Below are 24,336 nucleotides of genomic sequence, written 5' to 3'. Positions count from 1 at the left end.
GGGGCCGCCCAGCCGGACGGCCCCTCTGCGTGTGCGGCCGGTGGGACTCGAACCCACACGGGCTTTCGCCCACGGGCTTCTAAGGCCCGCGCGTGCTACCAAATTTCGCCACGGCCGCTCAAAAACGGTCATCATGCTCGACCGGCAGCGTTCAGTGTACGGGTAGAGCAAGTCAGGCGGCGATAGGTGTCCTCACCTTCTGGCGACACCAGGTCTCCGTCAACGTGTGGCAGTTAGGGCACAGATACCGCAGATTTTCTCGGCGGTTGTCGCGCCAATCTCCGTTGACGTGGTCGATCTGCAACGTGATTGGCTGGCCCAGCCACTCGCCCAGGTTGCCACAGGCCTCGCATGCGTATGGCACGCCGATCTCGGTCAGGGCGCGGTGAAGCTGAGATCTGTTGGTCCGTCCGGCGTCGGAGGGCAGGACAATCAGTACTCGGTCAGCGCTGGGCGCGGGCGCGGGGCGCTCGGGCCGGCCCCATGTCCGGCGCTTGAAGTGGCTCGTGTCCAAGCCGAGTCGAGCTGCCACACGTCGGATACGCCGGTGATTGGTGTCGTTTGCCTCCAGACCGAGGCCGCGCATCACGTCGGCGTAGCTCGTGGAGTGTTGTACGAGGTCGCGGAGCCTGTCCTCGGGGATCGACATACGACGATGTGAGAAGTGCCCCGTGTCGATGCACTGGGCGCGCAGCATGCGGCTCAGAGTTGCGCGCGAGCGGCTGTCGTCTGGTACTCCCAAGATGCGAGCCACCCCCCGCACACTGGTTGCCACTGCTGCAGCTGCCGTGAGTTGCTCGGCGGTGAAGGGAAGGTCCAGGTCAGGCAGGTTGATGCCGGGGAAGTGGCTGATATCGATGCCCGCAGCGTGAATGCGGCGGCGAATGTGTGACAGGGTGCCGGTGGCTGGCGTGGCACCCAGCTTCAGCGCTACTTCGCGCAGCGAGGGCGACGAGGCGGCAGCCTCGGCGATGGCGGAGTCCGGGTACTTGCGCCATGGGCTGCGCTTGACGAAGTGGCTGGTGTCGAGCCCGTGACCGGCAACTTTCTCCTGGAGCACGCGCCGTTGCCCTCCACTGGACCGGAGTCCGAGCCGCCGCATCAGGTCCGTCCAGTTGCGCGCTTCGGCGACGACGGGTGCGAGCCGTTCCTTGCTGTACGGGTCCGCAGGCGGCATCGCCGGGACTGGTGCGGTCTGCATACCTGTTCGTTCCTCCGTTCCCGACCACCCGTTCGTGGCCTCGCACGGAGTAACGAACCGCTTATCGGACAGTCACGCCCGAAATGCGGAACGGCCCGTACCGGATCACCCGGTACGAGCCGCTCACGCTCAAGAAAAGCGTGCCCTCAGATCCCCAGATCCTTGATGATCTTGGCCACGTGCCCGGTGGCCCGCACGTTGTACAGCGCCCGCTCCACCTTCCCCTCCTCGTCCACGACCACCGTCGACCGGATGACGCCCATGTAGGTCTTGCCGTAGTTCTTCTTCTCGCCGTACGCGCCGTACGCCTCGATGACGGTCTTCTCGGGGTCCCCGACCAGCGTGACCTTGAGGTTTTCCTTCTCGCGGAACTTGGCCAGCTTTTCCGGGGCGTCGGGGGAAATGCCGATGACGTCGTACCCCGCGCCCGCCAGCACCTCCAGGTTGTCCGTGAAGTCGCAGGCCTGCTTCGTGCAGCCGGGGGTCAGGGCGGCCGGGTAGAAGTAGACGATGACCTTGCGGCCCTTGTGGTCGGACAGGGAGACCTCGGTGCCGTCGGCGTCGGGGAGGGTGAAGGCGGGGGCGGTGTCCCCGGGCTGCAGTCGCTCACTCATTCCGCCAGAGTAACGGGGGGTCCTGACAGTGCGGTCGGCGTAAGAGCTGACAGACTGTCCGGAACAGCGCAGCACCAGACTTCGGAGGCCGTACGGTGGCGGACACCTCGGACACCAGAACCCCGGCGCAGATCGAGGCGGACATCAAGCATCGCCGTGACGTGCTGGCCGAGACGCTCGACGAGATCGGGGTGCGAGTGCATCCGAAGACGATCGTCGGGGACGCCAAGGCCAAGGTCGTCTCCAATGTGGACCGGACCCTCGGCCGGGCCTATGTGGGCGTCAATCGGGTCGTGAGCGATGTGAAGGGGCAGTTCGTCGACGGCGAGGGCGCGCCTCGGCTCGAGCGCATCGTGCCCGTCGCTCTCGTCGCCGTCGGGCTCGTGGGGCTGCTGGCCCTGGGCACCCGGCGCCGTAAGGGCTGACCCAGCGGCTTACGGACGGGTCAAAGGCAGGTAGGTTCGTGGCGTGAGCGCCAACAGAAACGAGCACAGCACCCAGCACGACAAGCTGCCGATCCGGATGCTGCACGACCGTGTACTCGTGCGGCAGGAGACCGGTGAGGGTGAGCGGCGGTCGGGCGGGGGCATCCTGATTCCCGCCACCGCGGCGGTCGGGCGGCGACTGGCCTGGGCCGAGGTCGTCGCGGTGGGGCAGAACGTACGGACCGTGGAGCCGGGCGACCGGGTCCTTTACGACCCGGAGGACCGGGCCGAGGTGGAGGTGCGGGGCATCCCCTACGTGCTCATGCGCGAGCGCGATCTGCATGCCGTGGCCGCGGACCGCTTCGAGGGATCCGAGGACTCCACGGGGCTGTATCTGTAGATCAGAGGGAGAAAGGGGCCGGTGACCATCGTCACCAGCCCCTTTTCCGTTCCCCTTGCTACCTTGCTGTGCTTATCCGGTCACTGAAAGAGCGGTGGGTCTCCGCCCGCCGACGTCCCCTCTGTCGTATCGCCGCCGGTGTCGCCGCCCGTCGTGTCGCCGGTCGTCCCGCCGGTCGACGTGTCGCCTCCCGTCGTACCGCCCGTGGTCGGCTCGCCCGTCGTTCCGCCGTCGGTGGTGGCGCCGCCGGTGGTGGTGTCTCCGGTGGTGCCCCCGTCGGTCGTCGTGCCACCGGTCGTCGTGCCGCCCGTGGTGGTCGTGCCGCCGTCGGTCTGGCCCTGGGTGTTCTGGCCGCCGGTGGTGGTGCCGTCCGTGGGCTGTCCGGTGGTCGCGTCGTCGGTCGGGGCGTCCGTGTCCGGGTCGGCGGACGGCGCGGTCGTCGGCTGTTGCGGCTCGTCCGCGCCCTCCTGGAGCTGGAGGTCGAATTCGCTGACCGGGGTGCCCTTCAGGGCGTCCTTGGTGAACTGGGCCCAGATGTCGGCGGGCGCTCCGCCGCCGTTGATACGGGGCTCGCCCATCGCGTCGTACAGGGACTTGTGCGCGGCCGTGACCGGGTCCTGGCCCATGACGGAGACGACCGTCGCCAGGTCGGGGGTGTAGCCCGCGAACCAGGCGGCCGTGTCCTCCTCCGCGGTGCCGGTCTTGCCCGCCGCCGGCCGGCCGGCGGCCTGGGCGGCGGTGGCGGTGCCGTTGTCGACGACGCTCTGCAGCATCGACGTCGTGGTGTCGGCGGCCTCGCGGGTGACGACCTGCCGGGTGGACCGCTTGGGCAGGTCCACGACGTCCGCGCCGTCCTTGGTGATCTTGTCGATCAGGGTGTACGTGCCGTGCTTGCCGTGGTTGGCGAGGGTCGCGTACGCCTCCGCCATGTCGAGGACGCTGGCGGTGGCCGGGCCGAGGGCGATGGACGGGGTGGCGGTCAGGTCGGGGGTGGTGCCCGGGATGCCGAGGTCGACCGCGGTCTGGCGGACCTTGTCGGGGCCTACGTCGACGGCCATCTGCGCGTACACCGAGTTGACGGACTTGTCGGTGGCGGTGCGGACGGTGATGTCGCCGTAGTTGTGCTTGTCCTCGTTCTCGGGGGCGTAGGAGCCGTTCCAGCCCTGGACGGGGCGTTCGCTGGTGCCGTCGTAGACCGTGTTCGGGGTGATGAGGCGGCCGTCCTGGGTGACGGACTCGTTCTCGACGGCGGAGGTGAACACGAACGGCTTGAAGGTGGAGCCGACCTGGAAGTCGCGGCGGGTGGCGTTGTTCGTGTACTGCTTCACGTAGTCGATGCCGCCGTACATGGCGACGACCTTGCCGGTCTTGGGCTCGACGGCGGCGCCGCCCGCGCGGACGTAGGTGTCGACCTTGTTGTTCTTCTTGTCGAGCTTGGACATCAACTGGTCGTCGACGGCCTTCACGAAGGCGTTCTGCCGGCCCTTCTGCAGGGTGGTCGTGATCCGGTAGCCGCCGGCGTCCAGTTCCTCCGCGGTGACGATCTTGTTCTGGGTGAGGTAGTCCTTGATCGCGGCGACGATGTAACCGCGCTGCCCGGACATGCCGGTCGAGACGGTCTGTTCCTTCGGCATCGGGAACTTCAGGCCCGCCCGGTCGGCCTTGCTCAGCCAGCCCTCCTTGACCATGCCGTCGAGGACGTAACTCCAACGGGCCTCGGCGGCGGCCTTGTTCTCGGGGTGGGCGACGACGTCGTACTCGCTGGGCGCGTTCAGCAGGGCGGCGAGGTAGGCGCCGTGGGCGGCGTCCAGGTCGACGGCGTCCATGCCGTAGTAGGCCTGGGCGGCGGCCTGGATGCCGTAGGCGTTGCGGCCGAAGTAGCTGGTGTTGAGGTAGCCCTGGAGGATGTCGTCCTTGCTCTGCTCCTGGTCCAGCTTGATCGAGATGAAGAACTCCTTCACCTTGCGGGTGACGGTCTGTTCCTGGGCCAGGTAGTAGTTCTTCACATACTGCTGAGTGATCGTCGAGCCGGACTGCTTGCCCTTTCCGGTCGCCGTGTTCCAGGCGGCGCGGACCATGGCCGTGGGGTCGATCGCGGACTCGGAGTAGAAGTCGCGGTCCTCGGCGGCCAGTACGGAATGCTGGGCGGCCTTGGAGATCTGCGCGAGGGTGACGTTCTCCCGGTTGACCTCGCCGTCACGGGCGAGCTGACTGCCGTCCGCGTAGAGGTAGATGTTGCTCTGCTTGGTCGCGAGCGCGTTCGCGGGCGGGATCTTGACCAGGGAGTAGCCGAGGAAGAACAGGCCGAACAGCACCAGCGTCCCGATGACGCAGGTGCTGAGCACCATGCGCCAGGTCGGGATCAGCCGGCGCCAACCGGTGCGCTTGGGCCGCTTCTTGCCAGGGCCCGGCTGGTGCGGCTGCGGCTCGTCGTTCATGTTGTGCACGGACTCCTGTTTTACGTCGTACGTTCCCGTACGCCTCGTACGCCTTCTGTGTCCCCCTGTTGAAGACTGTCGCACTCACCGATCAGTTCCCCGACCTCGGCACGCGTCTGGCCCGGAAAATACGTGGCAGTCCACGTCGCCGGCGCACTAGGCTCCTGCGCTTCGGTGCCGGGCGCGGGCGAGGAGGGCTGTGGGTGTGGGCTCGGTGCGGTTGTACGTGGCCGTGGCGGCGGGGAGTTTTCGACGGTACGCGACGTATCGGGTGGCCACGGCGGCCGGGGTGTTCACCAATACCGTGTTCGGGCTGATCCTCGTGTACACGTATCTGGCGCTGTGGGACGAGCGGCCGGATCTGGGCGGGTACGACCAGGCGCAGGCCGTGACCTATGTGTGGCTGGGGCAGGCCCTGTTCGCGGCGCTGGCCATCCAGGGCGGAGGCTTCGAGACCGAGCTCATGGAACGCATCCGCACCGGTGAGATCGCGGTCGATCTGTACCGGCCGGCCGATCTCCAACTGTGGTGGCTGGCGAGCGACTTGGGGCGGATGCTGTTCCAGTTGGCGGGGCGGGGTGTGATCCCGTTCGTCTTCGGTGCGCTGTTCTTCCCGATGGCCCTGCCCAGGGACGTCGGCACCTGGGCGGCGTTCCTGGTCGCGCTGTTGCTGGCGGCGGTCGTCAGCTTCGGGATCCGCTATCTGGTGGCCTTGAGCGTGTTCTGGCTCATGGACGCCAGGGGCGTCATGCAGGCCCTGATGGTCACGGGCATCTTCTGCTCGGGCATGACACTGCCCCTGAACGCCTTCCCCGACGCGCTCGGCGACGTGGTCCGGGCGTTGCCGTGGGCCGGGCAGCTCCAGGTGCCGGCGGATGTGCTGATGGGGGAGGCCGACCCGTTCGGGGCGTTCGCCTTCCAGACGGCGTGGGCGGTGGCACTGCTGGCGGCGGGGCGGCTGTTGCAGTCGGCGGCTACGCGGAGGGTGGTGGTGCAGGGTGGGTGAGACCACGAAGGTCGCTCTCAGGGACTCCTCCAAGATCACGGACGGTGTGCGGGCTTACCTGCTGATCGCCGGGATGTGGATCCGGGCCGGCATGACCTACCGCACCTCCTTCGTCGTCACGGTCTTCGGCAACCTGCTGCTGTCCGGGATGGACTTCGTCAGCATCCTGCTGATGTTCTCGCAGGTCGACTCGCTCGGCGGCTGGACTCTGCCCGAGGTGGCCTTCCTGTACGGGCTGTCGGCGACGGCGTTCGGAATCACCGACCTGCTGCTCGGCTCGTCGGAGGGCCTGGGCGCCCGGATACGCGACGGGTCGTTCGACACACTGCTGGTACGGCCCGTTCCGGTGCTCGCCCAGGTCGCCGCGGACCAGTTCCCGCTGCGCCGGTTCGGCCGGGTCATACAGGGGTCGTTGGTGCTGGGCTGGGCGCTGTTCGCCGTCGACGTCGACTGGAGTGCGCCGAAGGCGCTGCTGGTGCCGGTGATGCTGGTCAGCGGCGCGGTGATCTTCGGGGCGATCTTCGTCGCGGGCGCGGCCTTCCAGTTCCTGGCGCAGGACGCCGCCCAGGTGCAGAACGCGTTCACGTACGGCGGCACCACGATGCTGCAGTACCCCCGACGCTGTTCGGGAAGGACCTGGTGCGCGGGGTGACGTTCATGGTGCCGCTCGCCTTCGTCAACTGGCTGCCCGCCTCCTACGTGCTGGGGCGGCCGTATCCGCTCGACTTGCCGACGTGGGTGACGTTCATGTCGCCGCTCGCCGCCGGAGTGTGCTGTGCGCTGGCGGGTGTGGCGTGGCGAGTGGGGCTTCGTTCGTACCGGAGTACAGGGAGTTAGGGCCAGTGACAGAGGGTTTCATCGAGCTCGACGGAGTCGAGAAGGTCTTCGTCGTCCGCAAGAAGGCCGGCTTCCTCAAACGTGAGCGGCGTGAGGTGCGAGCGGTCGACTCGATCACCTTCTCCGTGGCGCGTGGCGAGATGGTCGGCTACATCGGCCCGAACGGCGCCGGAAAGTCCACCACGATCAAAATGCTCACCGGTATCCTCACCCCGAGCGGCGGTCGGCTGCGTGTCGCCGGGATCGACCCGTCGCGTGAGCGCACGCGTCTCGCCCACCGGATCGGGGTGGTGTTCGGGCAGCGTACGACGCTGTGGTGGGACCTGCCGCTGATCGACTCGTACCGTCTGATGCACCGCATGTACCGGATCCCGGACGCCCGTTACCGCGAGAACCTCGACCGCTGCGTCGAACTCCTCGAACTGGACGCCCTGTTGGATGTGCCCGTACGCCAGCTCTCGCTCGGCCAGCGGATGCGCGGCGACATCGCGGCGGCGCTGCTGCACGACCCCGAGGTGCTCTATCTCGACGAGCCGACGATCGGCCTCGATGTCATCTCCAAGGCCAAGGTGCGGGAATTCCTGCGGGAGTTGAACACCGAGCGCGGCACCACGGTCCTGCTGACCACGCACGACCTCCAGGACATCGAGCAGCTGTGCTCCCGCGTGATGGTCATCGACCACGGCCGCCTGATGTACGACGGCCCGCTCGCCGGCCTGCACGAGGCGGGGAGAGCGAACGCACCCTGGTGGTGGACCTGGAGCGGGAACTCCCGCCGATCGAGGCGCCGCCCGCCAGGGTCGTACGGGTGGAAGGGCCGCGCCAGTGGCTCGCCTTCCCGGCGTCGGAGTCGGCGGCGCCGCTGGTGGCGCGGATCGCGGCGGAGTATCCGCTGGTGGACCTGTCGGTGCGGGAGCCGGACATCGAGGCCGTGATCGCCAGAATGTACGAGGAGAAGGCGACCGCATAGTGTCCGAGCCGTCGAACTCGTAGGCTGAGGGATATGACGGACGATGCCCCGGAACTGCGCGCTTCCGACGCCGATCGTGAACGAGTCGCCGAGGTACTGCGGGACGCCCTGGCCGAGGGGCGGCTCGACATGACGGAGTTCGAGGAGCGGCTGGACGCGACGTACAAGGCACGGACGTACGGCGAACTGACGCCGATCACCCGTGACCTGCCCGCCGCCGGGGTGACCCCGCCGACCGTCGACATGGCCAAGAAGCCCGAGCAGAACGGGAGTTGGGCCCAGCGGATCGTCGGCGGCGAGGGCTCGTCCACGTGGGCTGTCGCCGTGATGTCCGGCTTCCAGCGCAAGGGGCGCTGGACCGTGCCCAGGCGGTTCAACTGCTTCGCCTTCTGGGGCGGCGGTGAGATCGATCTGCGCGAGGCGAACTTCGCGGACCGTGAGGTCGAGATCAACTGCATCGCGATCATGGGCGGGATGGGTGTGATCGTGCCGCCCGGTGTCGAGGTCGTCGTCCGGGGGATCGGCATCATGGGCGGCTTCGACCAGCGTGAGGAGGGCGTGCCCGGGGAGCCCGGGGCGCCTCGTGTGATCGTCACGGGGTTCGCCTTCTGGGGCGGCGTGGGGGTCGAGCGCAAGCTGACCCGGGCCGAGAAGCAGCGGCTGCGGGAGGAACGGCGGCAGGAGAAGCTGGACCGGAAGGCGTCGAAGCGGGAGCTGCAGGGGTCCGTCCGGGACGACATGCACGACGCTCATCGGCGGATGCTGGACGGGCACCGGAGCCTGATGCACGACCGTCATGAGGAGCGGCGCGAGGTGCAGCGGGAACGGCGGGAGCGGCGTCGGCGCGGGGAGGACTAGAGCCGTCAGCCTGCGGGCATGCGTGCCGCCTGGGGCGATGGGGGTCCCCCCGCTCGAGCGAAGCCGAGAGTGGGGGAGGGTGGGCGCAGGCGGCACCCCGTTTAGCGCCGGGCTGCGCGACGCCCCTTCCGGCCGAGCGCCGCTCAGCCTCTGGCGCACGGCAACTACAGCTTCGCCGGTGCTCCGCCCTTCAAGTCGTCCAGGTTGAACTCCTCCGCTATCCGCTCATACCCCTTGTCGCTGGGGTGCAGATGGTCCCCGGAGTCGTAGTCGGGGCGGAACTTGCGGGGGTCGTACGGGTCTCGTACCGCCTCGTCGAAGTCGACGACCGCGTCGAAGACCTTGCCCGCGCGGATCCCGGCGTTGACGGCCTGGCGTACGCCCTCCCGCTCGGCGGAGTAGCCGTTGTGCCCGCCGAACGGCATCAGCGTCGCCCCGATGACCTTCAGCCCGCGCGCGTGGGCCTGCTGGACGAGGGTGCGCAGGCCGCCCAGGATCGCGTCGGGGTCGGCGTGGCCGGGGTTGCGGAGGATGTCGTTCACGCCGAGGTCGATGATGACGACCTTGACGTTCGTGCGGCTGAGGACGTCCCGGCCGAAGCGGCCGAGGCCGGCCTCGTTCTCGGCGGGGCGGCCGAACCCGTTGGCGAGGACCTGGTTCCCGCCGATGCCCTGGTTGACGAAGCTGTAGCGCGGCACGTCGTCGCCGTTCTCGACGGCCTCGCGCAGCCGGTCCGAAAGGAGGTCGGGCCAGCGGTTGTTGGCGCCCGTGGAGGAGCCGACGCCGTCGGTGAGCGAGTCGCCGAACGCGACGACGGTGCCGTTGGACTCGTTGCTCAGCACGTCGAGGGCGGTCAGATAGCGCCAGTACTCGACCTGCTGGGTGTACGGGGTACCGGTCACGTCCTCGGTGAGGTCGCCCTGGGCGGCGTACGAGATCTGCCGTGAGCGCGGGTGGTAGGTGACCGGCCCGGTCGCGGTGGGGGAGTACGTGGTGACCAGTACGTCGCTGTCGTTGGGGACGGTGATGCGGACGGCGTCGCTCATCGTCTGCTGGCCGGCCGGTACGACGACGGTGGTGCTGGCGTTGAAGGTCAGCCTGCGCATCGTCCCGGGAGCCGCCGCGGCCGTGTCGTCGCCGGCCGCGATGGCGATGGACGCGTGTGTGATCGTCAGCGGGGACTGGCCGTAGAGGTTGGAGAGGGTGATCCGGGCGAAGGTGCCGCCCGCGCTCGTGTGCACGACGTTGCGTACCGAACGGTTCGCCAGGCCCGTGATCTCGGTGCCGGGCTCGGCGCCGACCGGGGACGCGGACCAGGTGCCGACCCAGGTGCCGGTGGAGGCGGGCTCGGCGGGATTGCGCGGGGTACGGGATCCGGCGAGGTTCTCCCTGCTGCCGCCGCTGCCGTCACCGGCGGCGACGCCGACGTATATGGCAGCGGACAGTGCCACGATCAGGGCGACGATCGCGGCAAGCAGGGCATAACCGGCTTTCCTGGTCATGCGGTGCGTGACTCCTCGGGTGGATTGGGAGCCCGAGGCTCCGATGCGATCATCACCCATGATGAGGCATGGGTATGGGGGTAGTTGAACAGGCCCCCCGTTTCGCCACCCTGATTTCTCCCTGAGGTTCCCCCGTCCGTACAGACGCCGGGAACTCTTGTTCCGTTCCGGGAGTCGGTCAGGAAGGGACAATGAGGAGTACGAGGGGCCGCGAACGGGTGGAGTGGATGGAACGTACCAAACCTGATGAACCGGGTGGAACGGGTGCGGCTGATGTAGAGCAGCATGCCCGTCCCGGGGCCGCCGGTAACCGGGGCGTCCCCGCCGCTGCCGCGCGCGCGATGACGACGTTCAGCGCCGCGGACGAGGAGAAGCAGCGCGGGGTGCGCCGTATGAAGCTCACCGCTGCCGGGCTGCTGCTGTTCGTGGCGGTGGTGTACGTCCTGGCCAAGTGGGCCGCGGGCGAGGGTGCCGGTCCTTGGGCGGGGTATGTCGCCGCGGCTGCCGAGGCGGGCATGGTCGGCGCGCTCGCCGACTGGTTCGCTGTGACCGCTCTCTTCCGGCGCCCGCTCGGGCTGCCCATTCCGCACACCGCGATCATCCCGACCAAGAAGGACCAGCTGGGCGTCTCCCTGGGCGAGTTCGTCGGCGAGAACTTCCTCTCTCAGGACGTCGTACGGCAGCGGTTGCGGGCCGTCGGGATCGGGAGCCGGCTGGGCGCGTGGCTTGCGGAGCCGGAGCATGCCGACCGGGTGACGGCCGAGTTGTCCGCCGCTCTGCGGGGTGCGTTGACCGTGTTGCGGGACTCCGATGTGCAGGCCGTGGTGGGGGAGGCGATCACGCGGCGGGCCGATGCGCAGGAGATCGCGCCCGGTATCGGGAAGATGCTGGAGAAGGTCGTCGCCGACGGGGGGCACAAGCGGGTCGTCGATCTTGTCGTCTCGCGTGCGCACGACTGGCTCGTGCTGCATGACGAGCAGGTCATGGACGCCGTGCAGGGCGGGGCTCCGGGATGGACGCCGCGGTTCGTCGACCGGAAGGTCGGTGAGCGGGTCTACAAGGAGCTGCTGCGGTTCGTGACCGAGATGCGGGACATGCCGTCGCATCCGGCTCGGGGTGCGCTCGACCGGTTTCTGACTGATTTCGCTTCCGACCTCCAGTCCGACACGGACACGCGCGCGCGTGTCGAGCGGCTGAAGGGGGAGGTGCTGGGGCGGGGCGAGGTCCAGGATCTGATCGCGTCCGCGTGGACCGCCGTACGCTCGATGATCGTCTCGGCGGCCGAGGACGAGCGCAGTGAGCTGCGGCTTCGGGTGCGGGCCTCGCTGCTGTCCCTCGGGGCGCGGATGGCGGACGACTCCCGGTTGCAGGGCAAGGTCGACAGCTGGGTGGAGGGGGCCGCGGTGTATGTGGTCTCCACGTATCGCAAGGAGATCACCTCCCTGATCACCGACACGGTCGCCGGGTGGGACGCGGAGCACACGACGCGGAAGATCGAGGCGCACATCGGGCGTGATCTGCAGTTCATCCGGATCAACGGGACGGTGGTGGGGTCGTTGGCGGGGCTGCTGATCTATACGCTGACGCGGGTGGTCGGGGCGTGAGCGCTCCGCTGGGTGTGCGGTGCCGTCGGTCGTCTGCGGTGCCGTCGGTCGTCTGCGGTGCCGTCGTGGCTGGTCGCGCCCACGCGGCGGAGCCGCAAATTGATACAGCCCCGCGCCCCTCTGGGGCGCTGCCGACTACGTACGTCTGAGTACGCGTACTCTGTCGAACGCCGGTCCGGAGGAGAACCCTCGTATGCATGACCGAGAAGACCGAGAAGCTGCTGAGCCCTCTGCGGACGCGCTCCTGGCCGGAACGCTGGCTGACCCGCGCACTCGGCGCCGTGCTCGCTGCGGCGGCGTACCTGGTCTGCATCCCCTGGGACCTGCGCAACCGCGTCGAAACCCCGGGCTCTGTCCATGAGACGACGCCTGTGACGGGCGTGGGCGTGATCCTCCTGGCTGTCGCTCTGCTGCTCCTGGCGGCGTACTTCGGCCATCGTGACCACTTGGCGTGGCCCCTGGTCCTGATCGCCGCCCCGCCCGTCACTCTGATGTACATCTCGCTGCGCACCCACCCCGGCCCGCCGGACGGCTTCGCCGGGGCCTGGCCGCTGGCCTGGGCCTTCTTCAGTCTGGTGATCGCGGCGGGGGTGCTGGTCGCGGCGACGGTGGGGCGGGCGTTCCGTCGGGAGCGGGAGGGGGAGAGGGAGGGGGAGGACTGGGCGGAGGGGGTGTTGCAGAGGTAGGGCCGTGTGGTGGGGATGCCTCCCGGCGGGGCTGCGGCTGAAGTGGGGGTGCGCGTAGCGCCTGCTGTCGGTGGGTGGGTCGGGGCCGGGGCGGGGGTGTCCGTCCTCGGTCGGGCGGTTGCCCTTTGTCCGCAGGTGCCCCGCGTTGACGCCCGCCGCTGCGGGCGGACACCCCCCGCCCCGTCCCCGTCCCGCCGCGGGCGACTGCGGGCCGGCCGACGCGCCGACTTGCGGGCATGCGTGCTGCGGGGCGGCGCCCGCCCAGTAGGCGGCGGGCCGGTCCCGCCCAGCTGCGGGCATGCGTGCCGCCTGGGGCGGCACGGGTGGGCGCAGGCGGCGCCCCGTCAGCGCCGGGCTGCGCGACCCGCCTCACCCCAGCCACCGTGCCGGGTGACTACTGGCTCTCGCGCCGGACCCGGTCACGCCGGCGCATGAACAGCACGCCGCCGGCGACCGCGGCGACCCCCGCGGCGGCGGTCCAGCCGACGGCCTCGTTGGAGCCCGTGGCGGCGAGATTCCCGTCGGAGGCGGGCGACGCGGAGGGTGTGGCCGATCCCTGCGGACGGGGGTCCGAGCCACCCGCGGGAGCAGAAGTGGAAGCGGACGCCGTAGCCGACGGGCTCGGGGATGCCGACGGGTTCTCGGACTTGTCCCGCGTGAACGCCAACGTACCGAAGCCCAGTTGGTCGAAGCCCCCGCTGTTGGGGCCGTAGTCCCCGCCCCCGCCCTCCGGCGCGGACTTCGCGGCGATCTGGGTGAGGTAGGACGCGGACATGCCCCGCCGCTTGGTGTAGTGGTTGGCGATCATCGCCCAGATCGGGCGGGTCGACGCGGGATCGACGGCCGCGGCGTCAGTCACGGTCTCGCTGCCCGACCAGCCGTTGATGGCCCCCTTGGCCCGCGTGTTCGCGGTGTAGGGAACGTCGCCGCCCATGCTCCACTTGGCCACGTACTGCGCGCCCTTGAAGAACCGGCTGTCGTCATAGCCGTACAGGTCGATCCCCTGGTTCCACGCCATCTCGCAGAACGTGCCCATCAGACCGACGCCGAGCAGCGCGTGCCCCTGGTCGCGGCCCGCCTCCAGCCACTCCGCGAGTCCGTCGTCGTACACGACGGGGATGGCCTTCTTGACGGCGCCGAGGCCCTCACCGTTCTTGAAGTAGTCGACGGCGCGGGCGACCTGGGCCTTGTCCTCGCAGAAGATGCCGGTGGCCAGGACGCACGCCATGTTGGCGAGGTCCCAGTTGGGCCAGTAGTTGGTGACGACGGCGCCGTTGTGCCGGACCAGGAAGTCGTCGCTGACCGATGCGAAGACGGTGGACAGCATCTCCTGGGACCGGGCGAGCTCGAAGTCGGGGTGGTCGCGGACGAGTTCGGCCGCGTTGGCGAACTGGTAGCCGTAGAGGCCGGCGGCCAGGAAGCGGTCGGCGTTTCCGGCGAGCGCGGTGAGCTTGGCCGACCAGGCGTTCAGGACCGCCACGGCGGTGTCGAGGTGGGCGTCGTCGCCGCTGATGTGGCCGCGCAGGGCGTTCTGGTAGGCGGCGTGGATGTCGTTGTAGAGGGTCGCGTAGTTCTGGCCGTCGCCGCCCCGGACGACGGTGGCCTGCGGGTTGGCCGTCCAGCCGCTCTGCGCATGGCGGTTGGCGGTCAGCTTGGCGAACCCGGCGGTGTAGGGCGCGGCACCCGCCTTCACCTTGGCCGCCATACGGGCCAGGTCGGTACGGGTGTGCAGGAGGCCGGGGTGCGCGTAGGCGCCGGCCGCCGCTGTGGGCGTGGGGATCGCGGCCGTACCGATACCGGCCGCTCCGGCTGCCGCGCCCGTGGCCTTGAGCATGCTCCGGCGGCTGATCTGTCGTGTCACGTGGCTCATTCCTCGGGTGCCTGCGGCTGGGGACGGTCAGGAGACGGGAGGAGACTGTGGGCGATAACAGAAAACCGACGCCGATGAGGAGCCGCGTCCGATGACCATTCGCAGGATCGTCCCCAACGTGCAGGTCCCGTCCGAGGAAGCGATGAAGGCCGGCGGTGATTTCTACGGTCTTCTCGGCTTCGAGGAGGTCATGAACATGGGCTGGGTGGTGACGCTCGCGTCCCCCGCCAACCCCACCGCCCAGATCAGCCTCTTCACCGAGGAGCGCACCGCACCCGTCGTCTCCGACCTGAGCGTGGAGGTGGAGGACGTCGACGCGGTGTACGCGCGCGTGGCGGCCTCGGGCGCGGAGATCGTACGGGAGCTGCGGGACGAGGAGTGGGGCGTACGACGCTTCTTCGTCCGGGATCCGAACGGGCGGGTGGTGAATGTGCTGAGCCACCAGACCCAGTCGTAGCCAGGTCACGTCGCGCGCACTCGCTCAGGAGCCCTTCACCCATGACCCACCCCGCACGTCGCCCGCTCCCCGACCGCGCCCTGCGCCCCCGATGGGCCGGAACAGCTGGGACACCGTCGTCGTGGACATCCAGTGGTACGAGCCCACAGCCCGCGCCCACGGCTACAACCCCGACGCCCGGCTCGTCCTCGACGCCCACGGCCGCCAGCTCCCCGCCCCGAACCGGTTCCCGTCCGCGGCCGGCGGCGCCGGATTCGGGCCGCTCGCCGAGCGCGTGCATCGACCGGGCCTGCGTTTCGGCCTGCACATCATGCGCGGCATCCCGCGCCGCGCGGTCGCCGCCCGGCTGCCCGTCACGGGCACCGGCTTCACCGCCGACGAGATCGCCGACACCGGCTCCGTATGCGCGTGGAACAGCGACAACTACGGCCTCGATCATGACCACCCGGGTGCCCAGGCGTACTACGACGGCCAGGTCGCCCAATTCGCCCGCTGGGGTGTCGACTTCATCAAGGCCGACGACCCATCGAGCTGAGCCTGTCTTCCGGTACGGACGTCTCCCTCGCCCACCTCGACCATCTGCGGGAGACGGCCACGATGTGGCGTGTCTGCGACGACCTGTGGGACCGGTGGGAGGACGTGGAGGCGCAGTTCGGCCGGATGGCCAGGTGGGCACCCTGGCAGGACGAACGTGGCTGGGCCGACGCCGACATGCTGCCGCTCGGCCGCATCGGCATCCGGGCCGAGCGGGGCGAGGACCGCCTCTGCCGTCTCACCCGCGACGAGCAGATCAGCCTGCTGAGCCTGTGGCTGATCTCCCGTTCCCCGCTGATGACGGGCGGTGATCTGCCCACCAGCCCGGCAGAGACACAGCAGGGGCAACCGCGAGGTGCTGCGGGAGAGGGACCTCGTGCTGTGGACCGCCGACGACACCGACGGACGTACGCGCTACGCGGCCGTGTTCTCGCCGGCGGACAATCACGGACATCGCCCACGACGGCCACAGCCTCCACGCGGAGCTACCGGCTCATGGCTCCGCCCTGTACCGCCTCACCCCACCGTGACTCAGCCCCGCCGGTCCGCGACCGCCCACGAGGCGAGGGCCACGGCCCCCGCGACACCGAAGACGGCAGGCCAGGCGCCCACCTTCTTCGCGAGCGGGTGGGAACCGGCGAAACCGGCGACATACGCGGCCGTCAGCGCGCCGGCGGCCTTCCCGCCGGCCTGCTGCCGCCACTGCAAGGCGGCCGCGGCCCCGGCGACGGCCAGCACCGCACCGCCGAGCTCCCGCTTCTTGGTCCACCGCGCCACGCCGTACCCGCCGACGAGCCCGCTCGCGGCGACCACCGCGCTGGGAACCTTCGCCATGCCTGCCTCCAACCGCTCACGATCGATATGCGGCGAGGCTAACCCGCACGCTGCGTGAACACGTGAACCTGAGTCGAGGCTTGTCAAGTTTTCTCCTCGGAGTTATATAAGAAGCCGTAGGGCATCGCATCCGCAGCGCCTGATGAGAGGAGTGACCCGTGATGCTCATGCGCACCGACCCCTTCCGCGAGTTCGATCGCCTCGCGCAGCAGGTCTTCGGCGACACCCGCCCCGCGATGGCGATGGACGCCTACCGTTCCGGGGACGACTTCATCGTCCACTTCGACCCGCTGGTCGCCGAGCGTCCCACGGGCACCTTCAGCCGCCAGCTCTTCCTCGGTGACACCCTCGACACGGAACGCATCGCCGCCTCGTACGACGCCGGCGTGCTCACCCTGCGCATCCCGATCGCCGAACAGGCCAAGCCGCGCCGTATCCAGATCAGCGGCGGCAGCGATCGGAAGCAGCTGAGGAGCTGACCGTATTCCGCCCCCGGAGGAGCCCCGACAATGAGCGTGACGTCGGTACCCAGCGTGACGATTCCGAGAACGACCCTGCCCGCCACGACCACGATGAAGGGAGACGACCGACACCGCAGGGAAGAGCACCGCAGCCCCCAATGGCGTGAACTGATCGGCAAGGTACGGGAAGCCGGCCAGTACACGACGACCGCGGAAGCGGAACGCGTCACCCGCATCGTCCTCTCCGCCCTTGGCGGCCGTGTCATCGGCGACGAACGCGTCGACCTCGCCCAGGCCCTCCCCGAAGAAGCCGCCCGGGTGGTCGCCTCCCAGATCCCGGTCACGCGCCCGCTCACCGCGGCGGAGTTCGTGGAGTCGGTGGCGGCCCGCATAGAGGGAGCGACCCCGGCGACGGCCCGCTGGGACGTGAGCTCGGTCCTGAGCGTGCTGCCGCAGCTGGCCGGCGAGGACCTGGTCGACCGCATCGTCAGCCACCTACCGCCCGGCTACGCCCTGTTGTTCGGCAGGGCGGATCTGACGCCGCCGGACTGACGGATCTGAAAGGAAAGGAACAGAGGAACACATGTGACGACGCTCACCACCCCGGACGGCACCCACATCGCCTACCGCGACCACAGCCCGTCGCCCAACCCGCAGGCCCCCGACCCCGTACTCCTCCTGCACGGCCTCGCGGGTCACATGGGCGAGTGGGACGACCTGGTGCGGCGGCTGCTGGACGAGGGCCGCCGGGTGGTGACGTACGACGCCCGGGGCCATGGCGCGAGCACCCGCCGCCCGCCGACGATCAGCCGGGCGGCCTGCGTCGCGGACGCCGTGGCCCTGATCGAGGAGCTCTCCCTGGCCCCCGTGACCCTGATCGGCCAGTCCCTGGGCGGCCACACGGCCATGCTGCTGGCCGCCGCGCACCCCACCCTCGTGAAGTCCCTGATCCTCATCGAGGCAGGCCCGGGCGGCCCGACCCCGGACCTGCCCTCCCGCATCGCGGCCTGGCTGGAGAGCTGGCCGACGCCGTTCCGCTCGCCGGCCGCGGCCCGGGCCTTCTTCGGTCATGAGGCGTGGGCGGCGAACGTGGAGGAACGGGAGGGCGGCTGGTACCCGAGGGTCGACCGCGACACAATGATCGCGGCCGTGACGGAACTGGCCGCGCACGACTACTGGGACGACTGGAGCAGGATCACCTGCCCGGCGCTCGTGATCCGAGGAGCGGACGGCACGATGCCCGCGCGCGACCACAGGGACATGCGGGCCCGCCGCCCGACCCGTACCGCCCTCGAAGTGATCCCGGCCGCGGCTCACGACGTACATCTGGACCAGCCGGAACGCCTGCACGCGGCCGTGCGTTCCTTCCTCTGAAGAACAGCGAGTGAACCGTGACCGTGACTGATGACCTCGACCGCGCCCTGACCGTCGCGACCGAGCTGGCCGAGTGGGCGTCGGAGGTGATCCGCCGACCGCGTGGCGCGGCGGACGGTCCGGTGCGGGAGAAGGCGAGCCCCGCCGACATCGTCACGGACACGGACGAGGAGATCGAGACGTACGTACGGTCGCTGCTGCGCTCGAAGTTCCCCTCGTACGGCATCGAGGGCGAGGAACACGGCGTCCACGAGGGCGCGCCCGACGCCCCGCACTGGGTGATCGACCCGGTCGACGGTACGACGAACTACGCGCACGGCATCGGCTGGTGCTCCTTCTCCCTGGGCCTGGCCGCCCCCGACGGCAGCCCCCTCCTGGGCGTCGTGGCCGACCCGTGGCGCCGCGAGATCTTCACGGCCGCCCGCGGCAGGGGCGCCCACCTGAACGGCGCCCCCACCTACGCCGCCGACCACACCACCCTCACCGGCCATGTCTTCCTCACCGAATGGGCCGCCCACGCCCACTGGCCCGGCATGGACGCCCTCCTCGCCGAACTCTCCGCCCGCCACTGCACCGTCCGCGTCATGGGCTCCACCGCCCTCTCCCTGGCCCAGGTCGCCGCGGGCCGCGCCTCCGCCACCGCGATCGGCGAGTTCCACCCCGTGGACAGCCTTCCGGCCCTCCTCATCGCCACGGAGGCGGGCGCGGTGGCGCTGCCGCGACTCCCGGCGTACGACGAGCCGTTGCTGCTGACGGCGCCCGGAGTGGCGGGCGAGGCGGCGGAGTTGTGGCGGGCGACCGTACGGCCTGAGTGATCCGCAGCTCGGGAACTCACCGCGGCGCGCAAGGTCGGCGTGCAGGGTCGGCGCGCAAAGATCGGCGCGCAAAAGAATCTCGTCCCCGCGGCAACCCTTCCCCCTCCTGCGGCAACAGAAGGGGCGGAAGCGGTCCGAGAGGCGGCTGATGCGGCAGGAGTGGCACAGGAGTGGCATCCGATGCGGCAGAAGGCAGCGCACGGCTGTCTCGGCGGGCCGCTTCCGCCCTCCGAACCTCCGAACGAGAGCGACGACGTGAGCGAGAGAGCAGCTGTGCGCAGGCCACGGCGCAGGAAGACGAGCCGCCGCAGGGGAGTGCTGATCGGCGGCCTGGTCATGGCGCTCGGCGCGGGCGCGGTCACCGGCGGTGTGCTGATGACGGCGTCGGCATCGGGCCCCGGCGCCGACACGTATCACCTGGTGAACGCCGCCGACAGCACCTGCGTGACCGTACCGTCGACCGCGGCCGGAACCCAGCTGGCGACGGCCGCGTGCGCGAACACCGGCTCCGAGCAGACTGCCCAGACCTGGCAACTGGCCGACAGCGACGGGGGATTCACCGTCAAGTCGTCGGACGGCGCGCTGTGCGCCGGGGTGAAGGGCGCGTCGAAGTCGGCGGGGAAGGCCGTACAGCTGCAGGCGTGTGACGGCAGTGCCGCGCAGGTGTGGAAGCCGGCGGCGGTCGGGGACGCGTACCACCTGGTCAACGCGGAGAGCGCCAAGTGCCTCAATGTGAAGGCGGGGCTGCTGCAGCAGAACTCGTGTGACAAGGCGCGCACGAAGAGCTGGACGCTGGCGGGGGAGGGGGACGCGAGGCCGACAACCCCTGCGACGCCTTCGGCCTCTGCCACCAAGTCGCCCTCCCCGTCGCCGTCCGCCTCCGCGACCAAGTCCCCCTCGGCCACACCCTCCACATCCGCCCCCGCGACCAAGACCCCCACCGCCGCCCCGGCCGCCACCGGCGGCACCACCCTGGGCGCCTGGCCGACCCCCACCGGCAACAAGGCGGTCACGGCCACGATCGCGGTCTCCGGTACGTACGACGGCGGCCTCGCCCGCTTCTACGGCTTCGGCGGCCTCGGCGGCGACAGCCAGTCCGAGGGCCAGGACCCGCTCTTCGAACTCGCCGACGGCGCGGTCCTGAAGAACGTCGTCCTCGGCTCACCGGCCGCCGACGGCGTCCACTGCCTGGGCAGTTGCACGCTGCAGAACGTGTGGTGGGAGGACGTCGGCGAGGACGCGGCCAGCTTCAAGGGCAAGTCGGCGTCGGCGACGTACGTGGTCGACGGCGGCGGTGCGCGCAAGGCGGACGACAAGGTCCTCCAGTTCAACGGCGCCGGCACCCTCACCATCAAGAACTTCCAGGTCGAGGACTTCGGCAAGCTGGTCCGCTCCTGCGGCAACTGCTCCACCCAGTACCAGCGCCACATCGTCATCAGCAACGTCAAGGCGACCGCCCCCGGAAACGTCCTCGTCGGCGTCAACGCCAACTTCGGCGACACCGCGACCCTTTCGGGCGTGACGATCGTCGGCGACAAGGACATCACCGTCTGCGAGCGCTTCAAGGGCAACGACTCCGGTGACGAGCCGACGTCGTTGGGGACGGGCGCGGACGGTACGCACTGCAAGTACAGCGAGTCGGCCGTCGCGTACCAGTGATCCAGTGAGCCAGTGACGCGCCGACGTGCGTGATGACTCGCTCTGGCCTGAATCCTCCCATAACGTGATGACTGCGCCATCCGCTCCCGATCCGTACCTCCCGATCTGTACAGAGGGGTCGCGATGCTCAAGGTCAGCATTGTGGTGCCGGCACCGGGTGGTCGTCTCGGGCACGACCGCCCTGGAGGCCTTGACGCTGACCGGCGGCCGGCCCCTGCCTCCCGGCGCCCACAACGTCTGGGTCTACGCCCAACTCCTCGGCGTGGGCCGCCACCTGCGGGTGACGGCCCTGCACCCCGACGCGGGAGCCGGCCCGCACCTGCCCACGATGACCGTGGGCACCCCACCCCGCCTGGTCATCCCCAACTGGACGCCTCGGGAGTCCCAACTCCGCCTGTCCGTGGGCCGGCCGGGCAAGACCACCGTCGCCCACCGCGCCCTCCTGCGGACCACCACGTCCCCCGCCCTCCGCCGCAGGGCCCACACCTTCCTCCACCACCTCCCGCCGCCCCTGGGCCACCGCGTCACGACACTCGTCCGCAGAGCCGATCCATGGACCCGACCACCCGGCGACGGACGTTGACGCCGCCCAACGAGGCGTTCAACGCCTCCCACCGGTCGTCCCGGCGCGGCGATGCCGCCACCAACGGCGCACGACGCCGCCGGTGAGAAGCAGCACCATCCCGACGGCTATCACGCCGGCGACCAGCAACTCGCCTTCACCGCCCCGCTGCACGTCGAGGACTCCCGCGTAGACGAAGAGAGCCATGAGGGCGTCGAAGACCACGACGAAGACCCATTCGGCGGCTCCGGGCCGGCCGGTCCCATGGATCTTCGGCGGCGGAAGGCCCCGCCGCTCCCGGATATCCGCGACCACCATCACCGTGAACAGGCTCAAGAAGATCACGGCGAGCCAGACAGCCACCAAGCGCATGACAAGATCACCGAAGGTCACCGCCAGAATTGCCGAACCCACACCGGCTGCGGCCGTCCCCAGTCGCATCCCGATCTCGCTGAGCAACAACATCGCCACCCACCCCCTCGCCGCCGACCTGCCGAAGCTCAGGCCATGGATACCGTCTGGGTCCGGGGACCCGTCCCGAAAAGCGAGCCGCTCGGCCTTGAGGTCACGAAGTCACTGCGGGTACGCGTCGCGCCACCCTTGCCGAATGAGGCGGTTCACCGCCTGGTCGAGCATGGTTCTGCCCGCTCCGGGGTTCCCCCAGAAGGACCAGTTGGTCACCCCCAGCAGGAACCCACACAGTGGCCTTGGTCGCCCATATGTGGCCGTGCGCACGTTCAAGAGGGATCGGAACGCGGTGCAGCTGGTTGTCGTAGTCGTCGATGCGCAGTTCGTCCCACGCCAGGCGATCGCCTGCGGGTGCCGTACACGGGTCGTCGAGTGCGAGGTAAGCCGAGTCGGCGTCAGGCGGTGACTGCGGCGTCTTCATCCGATACCTCTCCAGCCCACAACGGCGAACTCCTCCGCCCACGCATGGAAAGCGAGTTGCCGGTCAACCGTGGTGTGGTCCAAGGCGAAGAGAGCGAACCGCCGCACAGCACGCGACCCCACCGAGGAGTCCACCACCGTGACAGCTTCCGGCCGATCCCTTCCCCGCATCCTGCGTCTCGCGCTCAGCGACGTCGTCGCCCGCGTCTACCTCGCCGTCTGTGCCGTCCTGCTCGTGGGGGCGCTCGCGGTGACCGTCGCCGACCGCTCGGACGAGTCCATGGCAGGTGTCATACCGCTGCTCGCCACCGCCCCGGTCAGCGTGGTGCTGCTCGCGCTGCCGGACAACGGCGCGATGCTCGTCCTCGCCGTCGTGATCGGGGCGATCGTCAACGCCACGATCATCGGCTGCTGCGCCCGCGCCCTGCGCCGCGGCGGCAGCACGGACCCGGCGTCCTGAAGAACTTCACCCGTGCGATACGGCCACCCCGCGCGCGGCGAGTTCGTCCACGACGGCGTCGTACACCCCTCTCCTCCTGAACAGTCCTCCCGGCATCGTGAGCCGCTCCAGGGCCGGCAGTTCGAGCAGCGTCTCGAAGTTCTCCTGGGCGGAGACGGTGTTGAAGCTGAGGTGGGCGAGGGCGGGGAGGGTGGTCAGGGCGCTCAAGTCCTGAAGTGTGTTCATGGAGTTGAGGTGGAGCGTGCGGATGCTGTCACGTCCGGTGAGGGGTGACAGGTCCTTCCAGTCCAGGAAGGCGAGGGAGAGCGTGCCGTGCGGGCCGACGGGGAGTTCCTCGACATGGTCGCACCGGTGGACCGTCAGCTCGCGCAGGTCGGAGCACTGCTCCAGGGCGCGGAGGGACGTCAGTCCTTCCACTCCGTAGAGTGCCACTTCGACCAGCGGGGTCCCGGCCACGGGGTCGATGCTCTCCAACGTGCCGCTGATCACCTCGAGTTTCCTCAGTGAGGGGAGATTGCCGAGGCATCCGAGGCCGGTCATGGCCCGGCAGTTGAACTCCAGCTCCCGCAGGGCGGGCAGGCCGGTGAGGCTGCCCGGTGTCCGCAGGTTCTCGCACACACCGACCGTCAACTTGGTCAACTGGCCATGGTCTCCCAGTGTTTCGAGGTCGGTCAGTCCCGGGCAGTGCCATATGTCCAGCTGCCGCAGTCCCGGGACGGCGTCGAACGGTGAGAGATCCCGGAGCTGCTCAAGTCCGTGCAGTTTCAGGTGGCTGAGCAACGGAAGGGAACTCAGCTCGGCGTAGTCCTCCAGCGCGGGGCAGAGGGTGACACTGAACGTCGTCAGGGTGCGCAGCGTTCCGACGCCGCGCACGGACGTCAGCCGCTCGCATTGCTTGATCGTCAGCTCGGTCAGGCCGGCCGGCGGCGACAGCCCGACCAGGTCCCGCAGTTCGGGGCACTTCGCGATGGTGAGCCGGGTCAGCCGGGGGTGGGCGCCGAGGCCCTGCAGGGTGCTGAGGCGGGAGCAGTTGTCGAGGACCAGGTCGGTCAGCGCCGTCAGGGCGTCGATGCCGGTCAGGCTGCGCAGTTGTGCGCAGTCCCGCAGGTCCAGGTGGGTGAGGGCGGGGAGATCCCGTACGCCCGCCAGGTCGCGGACACCCGTATGGCCCAGGTCGAGACGGGTGAGCCGCTGCAGCCCGGACAGCTGCCGTGCGTCCTTGAAGGCACGGCACGCTCGCAGCGACAGGCTCTCCAGCACGGGGAACGCCGGGCCGAAGCCGTCGGCGGAGGACAGCCGGGACACCTTGGTCACGCTCAGGTCCAGCTCACGCAGCCGCCCGAGCGTCAGCAGCGGCGCGAAGTCCGTCACGGCCCGGCACCGGTGCAGGTTGAGCCGGACCAGCTCGGTGAGCCGGCCGAGCGGCGTCAGATCCTCGATGCCCGAACAGCCGTTCAGATCGAGCTCGGTCAGCCCGCTCAGCGCGCCGACCTCGGTGAGGTCCGTGATCTCCTTGCACCGCAAGACGTGGAGCGTACGAAGCATGGTCAGATGCCGCAGGCCCAGCAGCGAACTGCGCCGCTGCAACCGCAGTTCGGTCCGTCCTTCGCGGCGGAACGCGGGCGCGAGCAGGGCGGCACAGAACGCGTCCGGATCGGCGGCCCCCTCCCACAGCCGCAGCAGCATCTCGGAGGACAGGTCCGCCGTAGGGGCGTACCGGACGGCGAGTTCGAGCGCCTCCCCGTCGTCGACGACGAGGACCAGTTCCCGTACCGCCTTACGCGCCTGAACCGGCGTGGCCGTCCCCACGCCCGCGCGTAACTCGTCCAGCCGACCTGCGGTGTTCCCGTTGCCTGAAGTCATGAAGGGACGTTAGCGGAC

General features: G+C 69.7%; 22 protein-coding genes, 1 tRNA gene and 4 pseudogenes. 18 read left to right on the top strand and 9 right to left on the bottom strand.

From position 1 onward, the window contains the following. Positions 1–32 precede the first annotated feature (32 nt). The 3 genes from QQY66_RS18125 to bcp all read right to left on the bottom strand — a co-directional run bounded on the left by QQY66_RS18125 (position 33) and on the right by bcp (position 1,815). Positions 33–118, bottom strand: a tRNA-Leu gene (locus QQY66_RS18125). Positions 119–172: 54 nt separating this feature from the next. Beyond that, positions 173–1,201, bottom strand: a complete 1,029-nt coding sequence (locus QQY66_RS18120) for an HNH endonuclease signature motif containing protein (protein WP_301981398.1) — start codon at positions 1,199–1,201, stop codon at positions 173–175. A 146-nt stretch (positions 1,202–1,347) separates the two neighbouring features. Further along, positions 1,348–1,815 carry a thioredoxin-dependent thiol peroxidase gene (gene bcp / locus QQY66_RS18115; protein ID WP_301981397.1) on the bottom strand — a complete coding sequence of 156 codons (468 nt, stop codon included), beginning with the start codon at positions 1,813–1,815 and terminating at the stop codon, positions 1,348–1,350. Positions 1,816–1,910: 95 nt separating this feature from the next. Between bcp and QQY66_RS18110 the strand changes: the two genes are divergently transcribed. Together QQY66_RS18110 and QQY66_RS18105 are read left to right on the top strand one after the other, a co-directional pair. Then, entirely contained in the window at positions 1,911–2,240 is a 330-nt protein-coding gene (locus QQY66_RS18110; RefSeq protein WP_301981396.1) for a DUF3618 domain-containing protein, read from the top strand. Between the two features lie 43 nt (positions 2,241–2,283). Next, entirely contained in the window at positions 2,284–2,640 is a 357-nt protein-coding gene (locus QQY66_RS18105; protein ID WP_301981395.1) for a co-chaperone GroES, read from the top strand. Between the two features lie 80 nt (positions 2,641–2,720). On the opposite strand, the gene QQY66_RS18100 is transcribed toward QQY66_RS18105, so the two are convergent. Continuing rightward, positions 2,721–5,078: a transglycosylase domain-containing protein gene (locus QQY66_RS18100; protein ID WP_301981394.1), complete on the bottom strand. Its 2,358-nt coding sequence runs from the start codon at positions 5,076–5,078 to the stop codon at positions 2,721–2,723. A 199-nt stretch (positions 5,079–5,277) separates the two neighbouring features. Between QQY66_RS18100 and QQY66_RS18095 the strand changes: the two genes are divergently transcribed. The 4 genes and pseudogenes from QQY66_RS18095 to QQY66_RS18080 all read left to right on the top strand — a co-directional run bounded on the left by QQY66_RS18095 (position 5,278) and on the right by QQY66_RS18080 (position 8,749). Beyond that, a complete protein-coding gene (locus QQY66_RS18095) occupies positions 5,278–6,084 on the top strand; it encodes an ABC-2 family transporter protein (RefSeq protein WP_301981393.1) in 807 nt (268 codons plus the stop codon). Between the two features lie 73 nt (positions 6,085–6,157). Continuing rightward, positions 6,158–6,921: pseudogene (locus QQY66_RS18090) on the top strand (ABC transporter permease). Between the two features lie 5 nt (positions 6,922–6,926). Next, positions 6,927–7,891, top strand: a pseudogene (locus tag QQY66_RS18085) (ATP-binding cassette domain-containing protein). A 33-nt stretch (positions 7,892–7,924) separates the two neighbouring features. Then, complete coding sequence (locus QQY66_RS18080; RefSeq protein WP_301981392.1) at positions 7,925–8,749, top strand: DUF1707 domain-containing protein; 825 nt, start codon at positions 7,925–7,927, stop codon at positions 8,747–8,749. Positions 8,750–8,913: 164 nt separating this feature from the next. Here the strand turns inward: QQY66_RS18080 and QQY66_RS18075 are convergent, their stop codons facing one another. Continuing rightward, on the bottom strand, positions 8,914–10,251 hold the full coding sequence (locus QQY66_RS18075) for an SGNH/GDSL hydrolase family protein (RefSeq protein WP_301981391.1): 1,338 nt from the start codon (positions 10,249–10,251) through the stop codon (positions 8,914–8,916). A gap of 227 nt (positions 10,252–10,478) precedes the next feature. Here QQY66_RS18075 and QQY66_RS18070 point away from each other — a divergent pair, with 227 nt between their 5' ends. Both QQY66_RS18070 and QQY66_RS18065 read left to right on the top strand, forming a co-directional pair. Continuing rightward, positions 10,479–11,855, top strand: coding sequence for a DUF445 domain-containing protein (locus tag QQY66_RS18070; RefSeq protein WP_301981390.1), 1,377 nt, complete (start codon positions 10,479–10,481; stop codon positions 11,853–11,855). A 197-nt stretch (positions 11,856–12,052) separates the two neighbouring features. Next, positions 12,053–12,541 (top strand): hypothetical protein, encoded by a 489-nt coding sequence (locus QQY66_RS18065; protein WP_301981389.1) that lies wholly within the window; start codon positions 12,053–12,055, stop codon positions 12,539–12,541. Between the two features lie 394 nt (positions 12,542–12,935). On the opposite strand, the gene QQY66_RS18060 is transcribed toward QQY66_RS18065, so the two are convergent. Continuing rightward, positions 12,936–14,375 (bottom strand): alginate lyase family protein, encoded by a 1,440-nt coding sequence (locus tag QQY66_RS18060; RefSeq protein ID WP_367667084.1) that lies wholly within the window; start codon positions 14,373–14,375, stop codon positions 12,936–12,938. A 127-nt stretch (positions 14,376–14,502) separates the two neighbouring features. Here QQY66_RS18060 and QQY66_RS18055 point away from each other — a divergent pair, with 127 nt between their 5' ends. Next, entirely contained in the window at positions 14,503–14,868 is a 366-nt protein-coding gene (locus tag QQY66_RS18055) for a VOC family protein (RefSeq protein WP_301981387.1), read from the top strand. A 91-nt stretch (positions 14,869–14,959) separates the two neighbouring features. Continuing rightward, on the top strand, positions 14,960–15,403 hold the full coding sequence (locus QQY66_RS18050; protein ID WP_301981386.1) for a hypothetical protein: 444 nt from the start codon (positions 14,960–14,962) through the stop codon (positions 15,401–15,403). 530 nt (positions 15,404–15,933) lie between these two features. On the opposite strand, the gene QQY66_RS18045 is transcribed toward QQY66_RS18050, so the two are convergent. Beyond that, positions 15,934–16,236 (bottom strand): hypothetical protein, encoded by a 303-nt coding sequence (locus QQY66_RS18045; RefSeq protein ID WP_301981385.1) that lies wholly within the window; start codon positions 16,234–16,236, stop codon positions 15,934–15,936. A gap of 161 nt (positions 16,237–16,397) precedes the next feature. Here QQY66_RS18045 and QQY66_RS18040 point away from each other — a divergent pair, with 161 nt between their 5' ends. From QQY66_RS18040 to QQY66_RS18010, 7 genes and pseudogenes are all read left to right on the top strand, one after another. Continuing rightward, entirely contained in the window at positions 16,398–16,715 is a 318-nt protein-coding gene (locus QQY66_RS18040) for an Hsp20/alpha crystallin family protein (protein WP_301987377.1), read from the top strand. Between the two features lie 30 nt (positions 16,716–16,745). Next, a complete protein-coding gene (locus QQY66_RS18035) occupies positions 16,746–17,249 on the top strand; it encodes a DUF2267 domain-containing protein (protein ID WP_301981384.1) in 504 nt (167 codons plus the stop codon). A 33-nt stretch (positions 17,250–17,282) separates the two neighbouring features. Next, positions 17,283–18,071: an alpha/beta fold hydrolase gene (locus QQY66_RS18030; RefSeq protein WP_301981383.1), complete on the top strand. Its 789-nt coding sequence runs from the start codon at positions 17,283–17,285 to the stop codon at positions 18,069–18,071. Positions 18,072–18,088: 17 nt separating this feature from the next. Next, positions 18,089–18,886 (top strand): inositol monophosphatase family protein, encoded by a 798-nt coding sequence (locus tag QQY66_RS18025; RefSeq protein WP_301981382.1) that lies wholly within the window; start codon positions 18,089–18,091, stop codon positions 18,884–18,886. 180 nt (positions 18,887–19,066) lie between these two features. Then, a pseudogene (locus QQY66_RS18020) lies at positions 19,067–19,651 on the top strand (RICIN domain-containing protein); the annotation flags it as partial. A 213-nt stretch (positions 19,652–19,864) separates the two neighbouring features. After that, positions 19,865–20,545: pseudogene (locus QQY66_RS18015) on the top strand (pectate lyase); the annotation flags it as partial. A 157-nt stretch (positions 20,546–20,702) separates the two neighbouring features. After that, positions 20,703–21,128 carry a hypothetical protein gene (locus tag QQY66_RS18010; protein WP_301981381.1) on the top strand — a complete coding sequence of 142 codons (426 nt, stop codon included), beginning with the start codon at positions 20,703–20,705 and terminating at the stop codon, positions 21,126–21,128. An 18-nt stretch (positions 21,129–21,146) separates the two neighbouring features. Here QQY66_RS18010 and QQY66_RS18005 read toward each other — a convergent pair whose 3' ends face one another. After that, complete coding sequence (locus QQY66_RS18005; protein WP_301981380.1) at positions 21,147–21,572, bottom strand: hypothetical protein; 426 nt, start codon at positions 21,570–21,572, stop codon at positions 21,147–21,149. Positions 21,573–22,134: 562 nt separating this feature from the next. Between QQY66_RS18005 and QQY66_RS18000 the strand changes: the two genes are divergently transcribed. Beyond that, a complete protein-coding gene (locus tag QQY66_RS18000; protein WP_301981379.1) occupies positions 22,135–22,455 on the top strand; it encodes an SCO4225 family membrane protein in 321 nt (106 codons plus the stop codon). A gap of 6 nt (positions 22,456–22,461) precedes the next feature. Here QQY66_RS18000 and QQY66_RS17995 read toward each other — a convergent pair whose 3' ends face one another. After that, positions 22,462–24,318, bottom strand: coding sequence for a leucine-rich repeat domain-containing protein (locus tag QQY66_RS17995; RefSeq protein WP_301981378.1), 1,857 nt, complete (start codon positions 24,316–24,318; stop codon positions 22,462–22,464). Positions 24,319–24,336 lie beyond the last annotated feature (18 nt).

It is taken from the genome of Streptomyces sp. DG2A-72 (assembly GCF_030499575.1).
In the GTDB taxonomy this organism is placed as follows: Bacteria; Actinomycetota; Actinomycetes; order Streptomycetales; family Streptomycetaceae; genus Streptomyces.
Note: the sequence above shows the minus strand (reverse complement) of the source record. Positions and strands in the feature narration are given on the sequence as shown.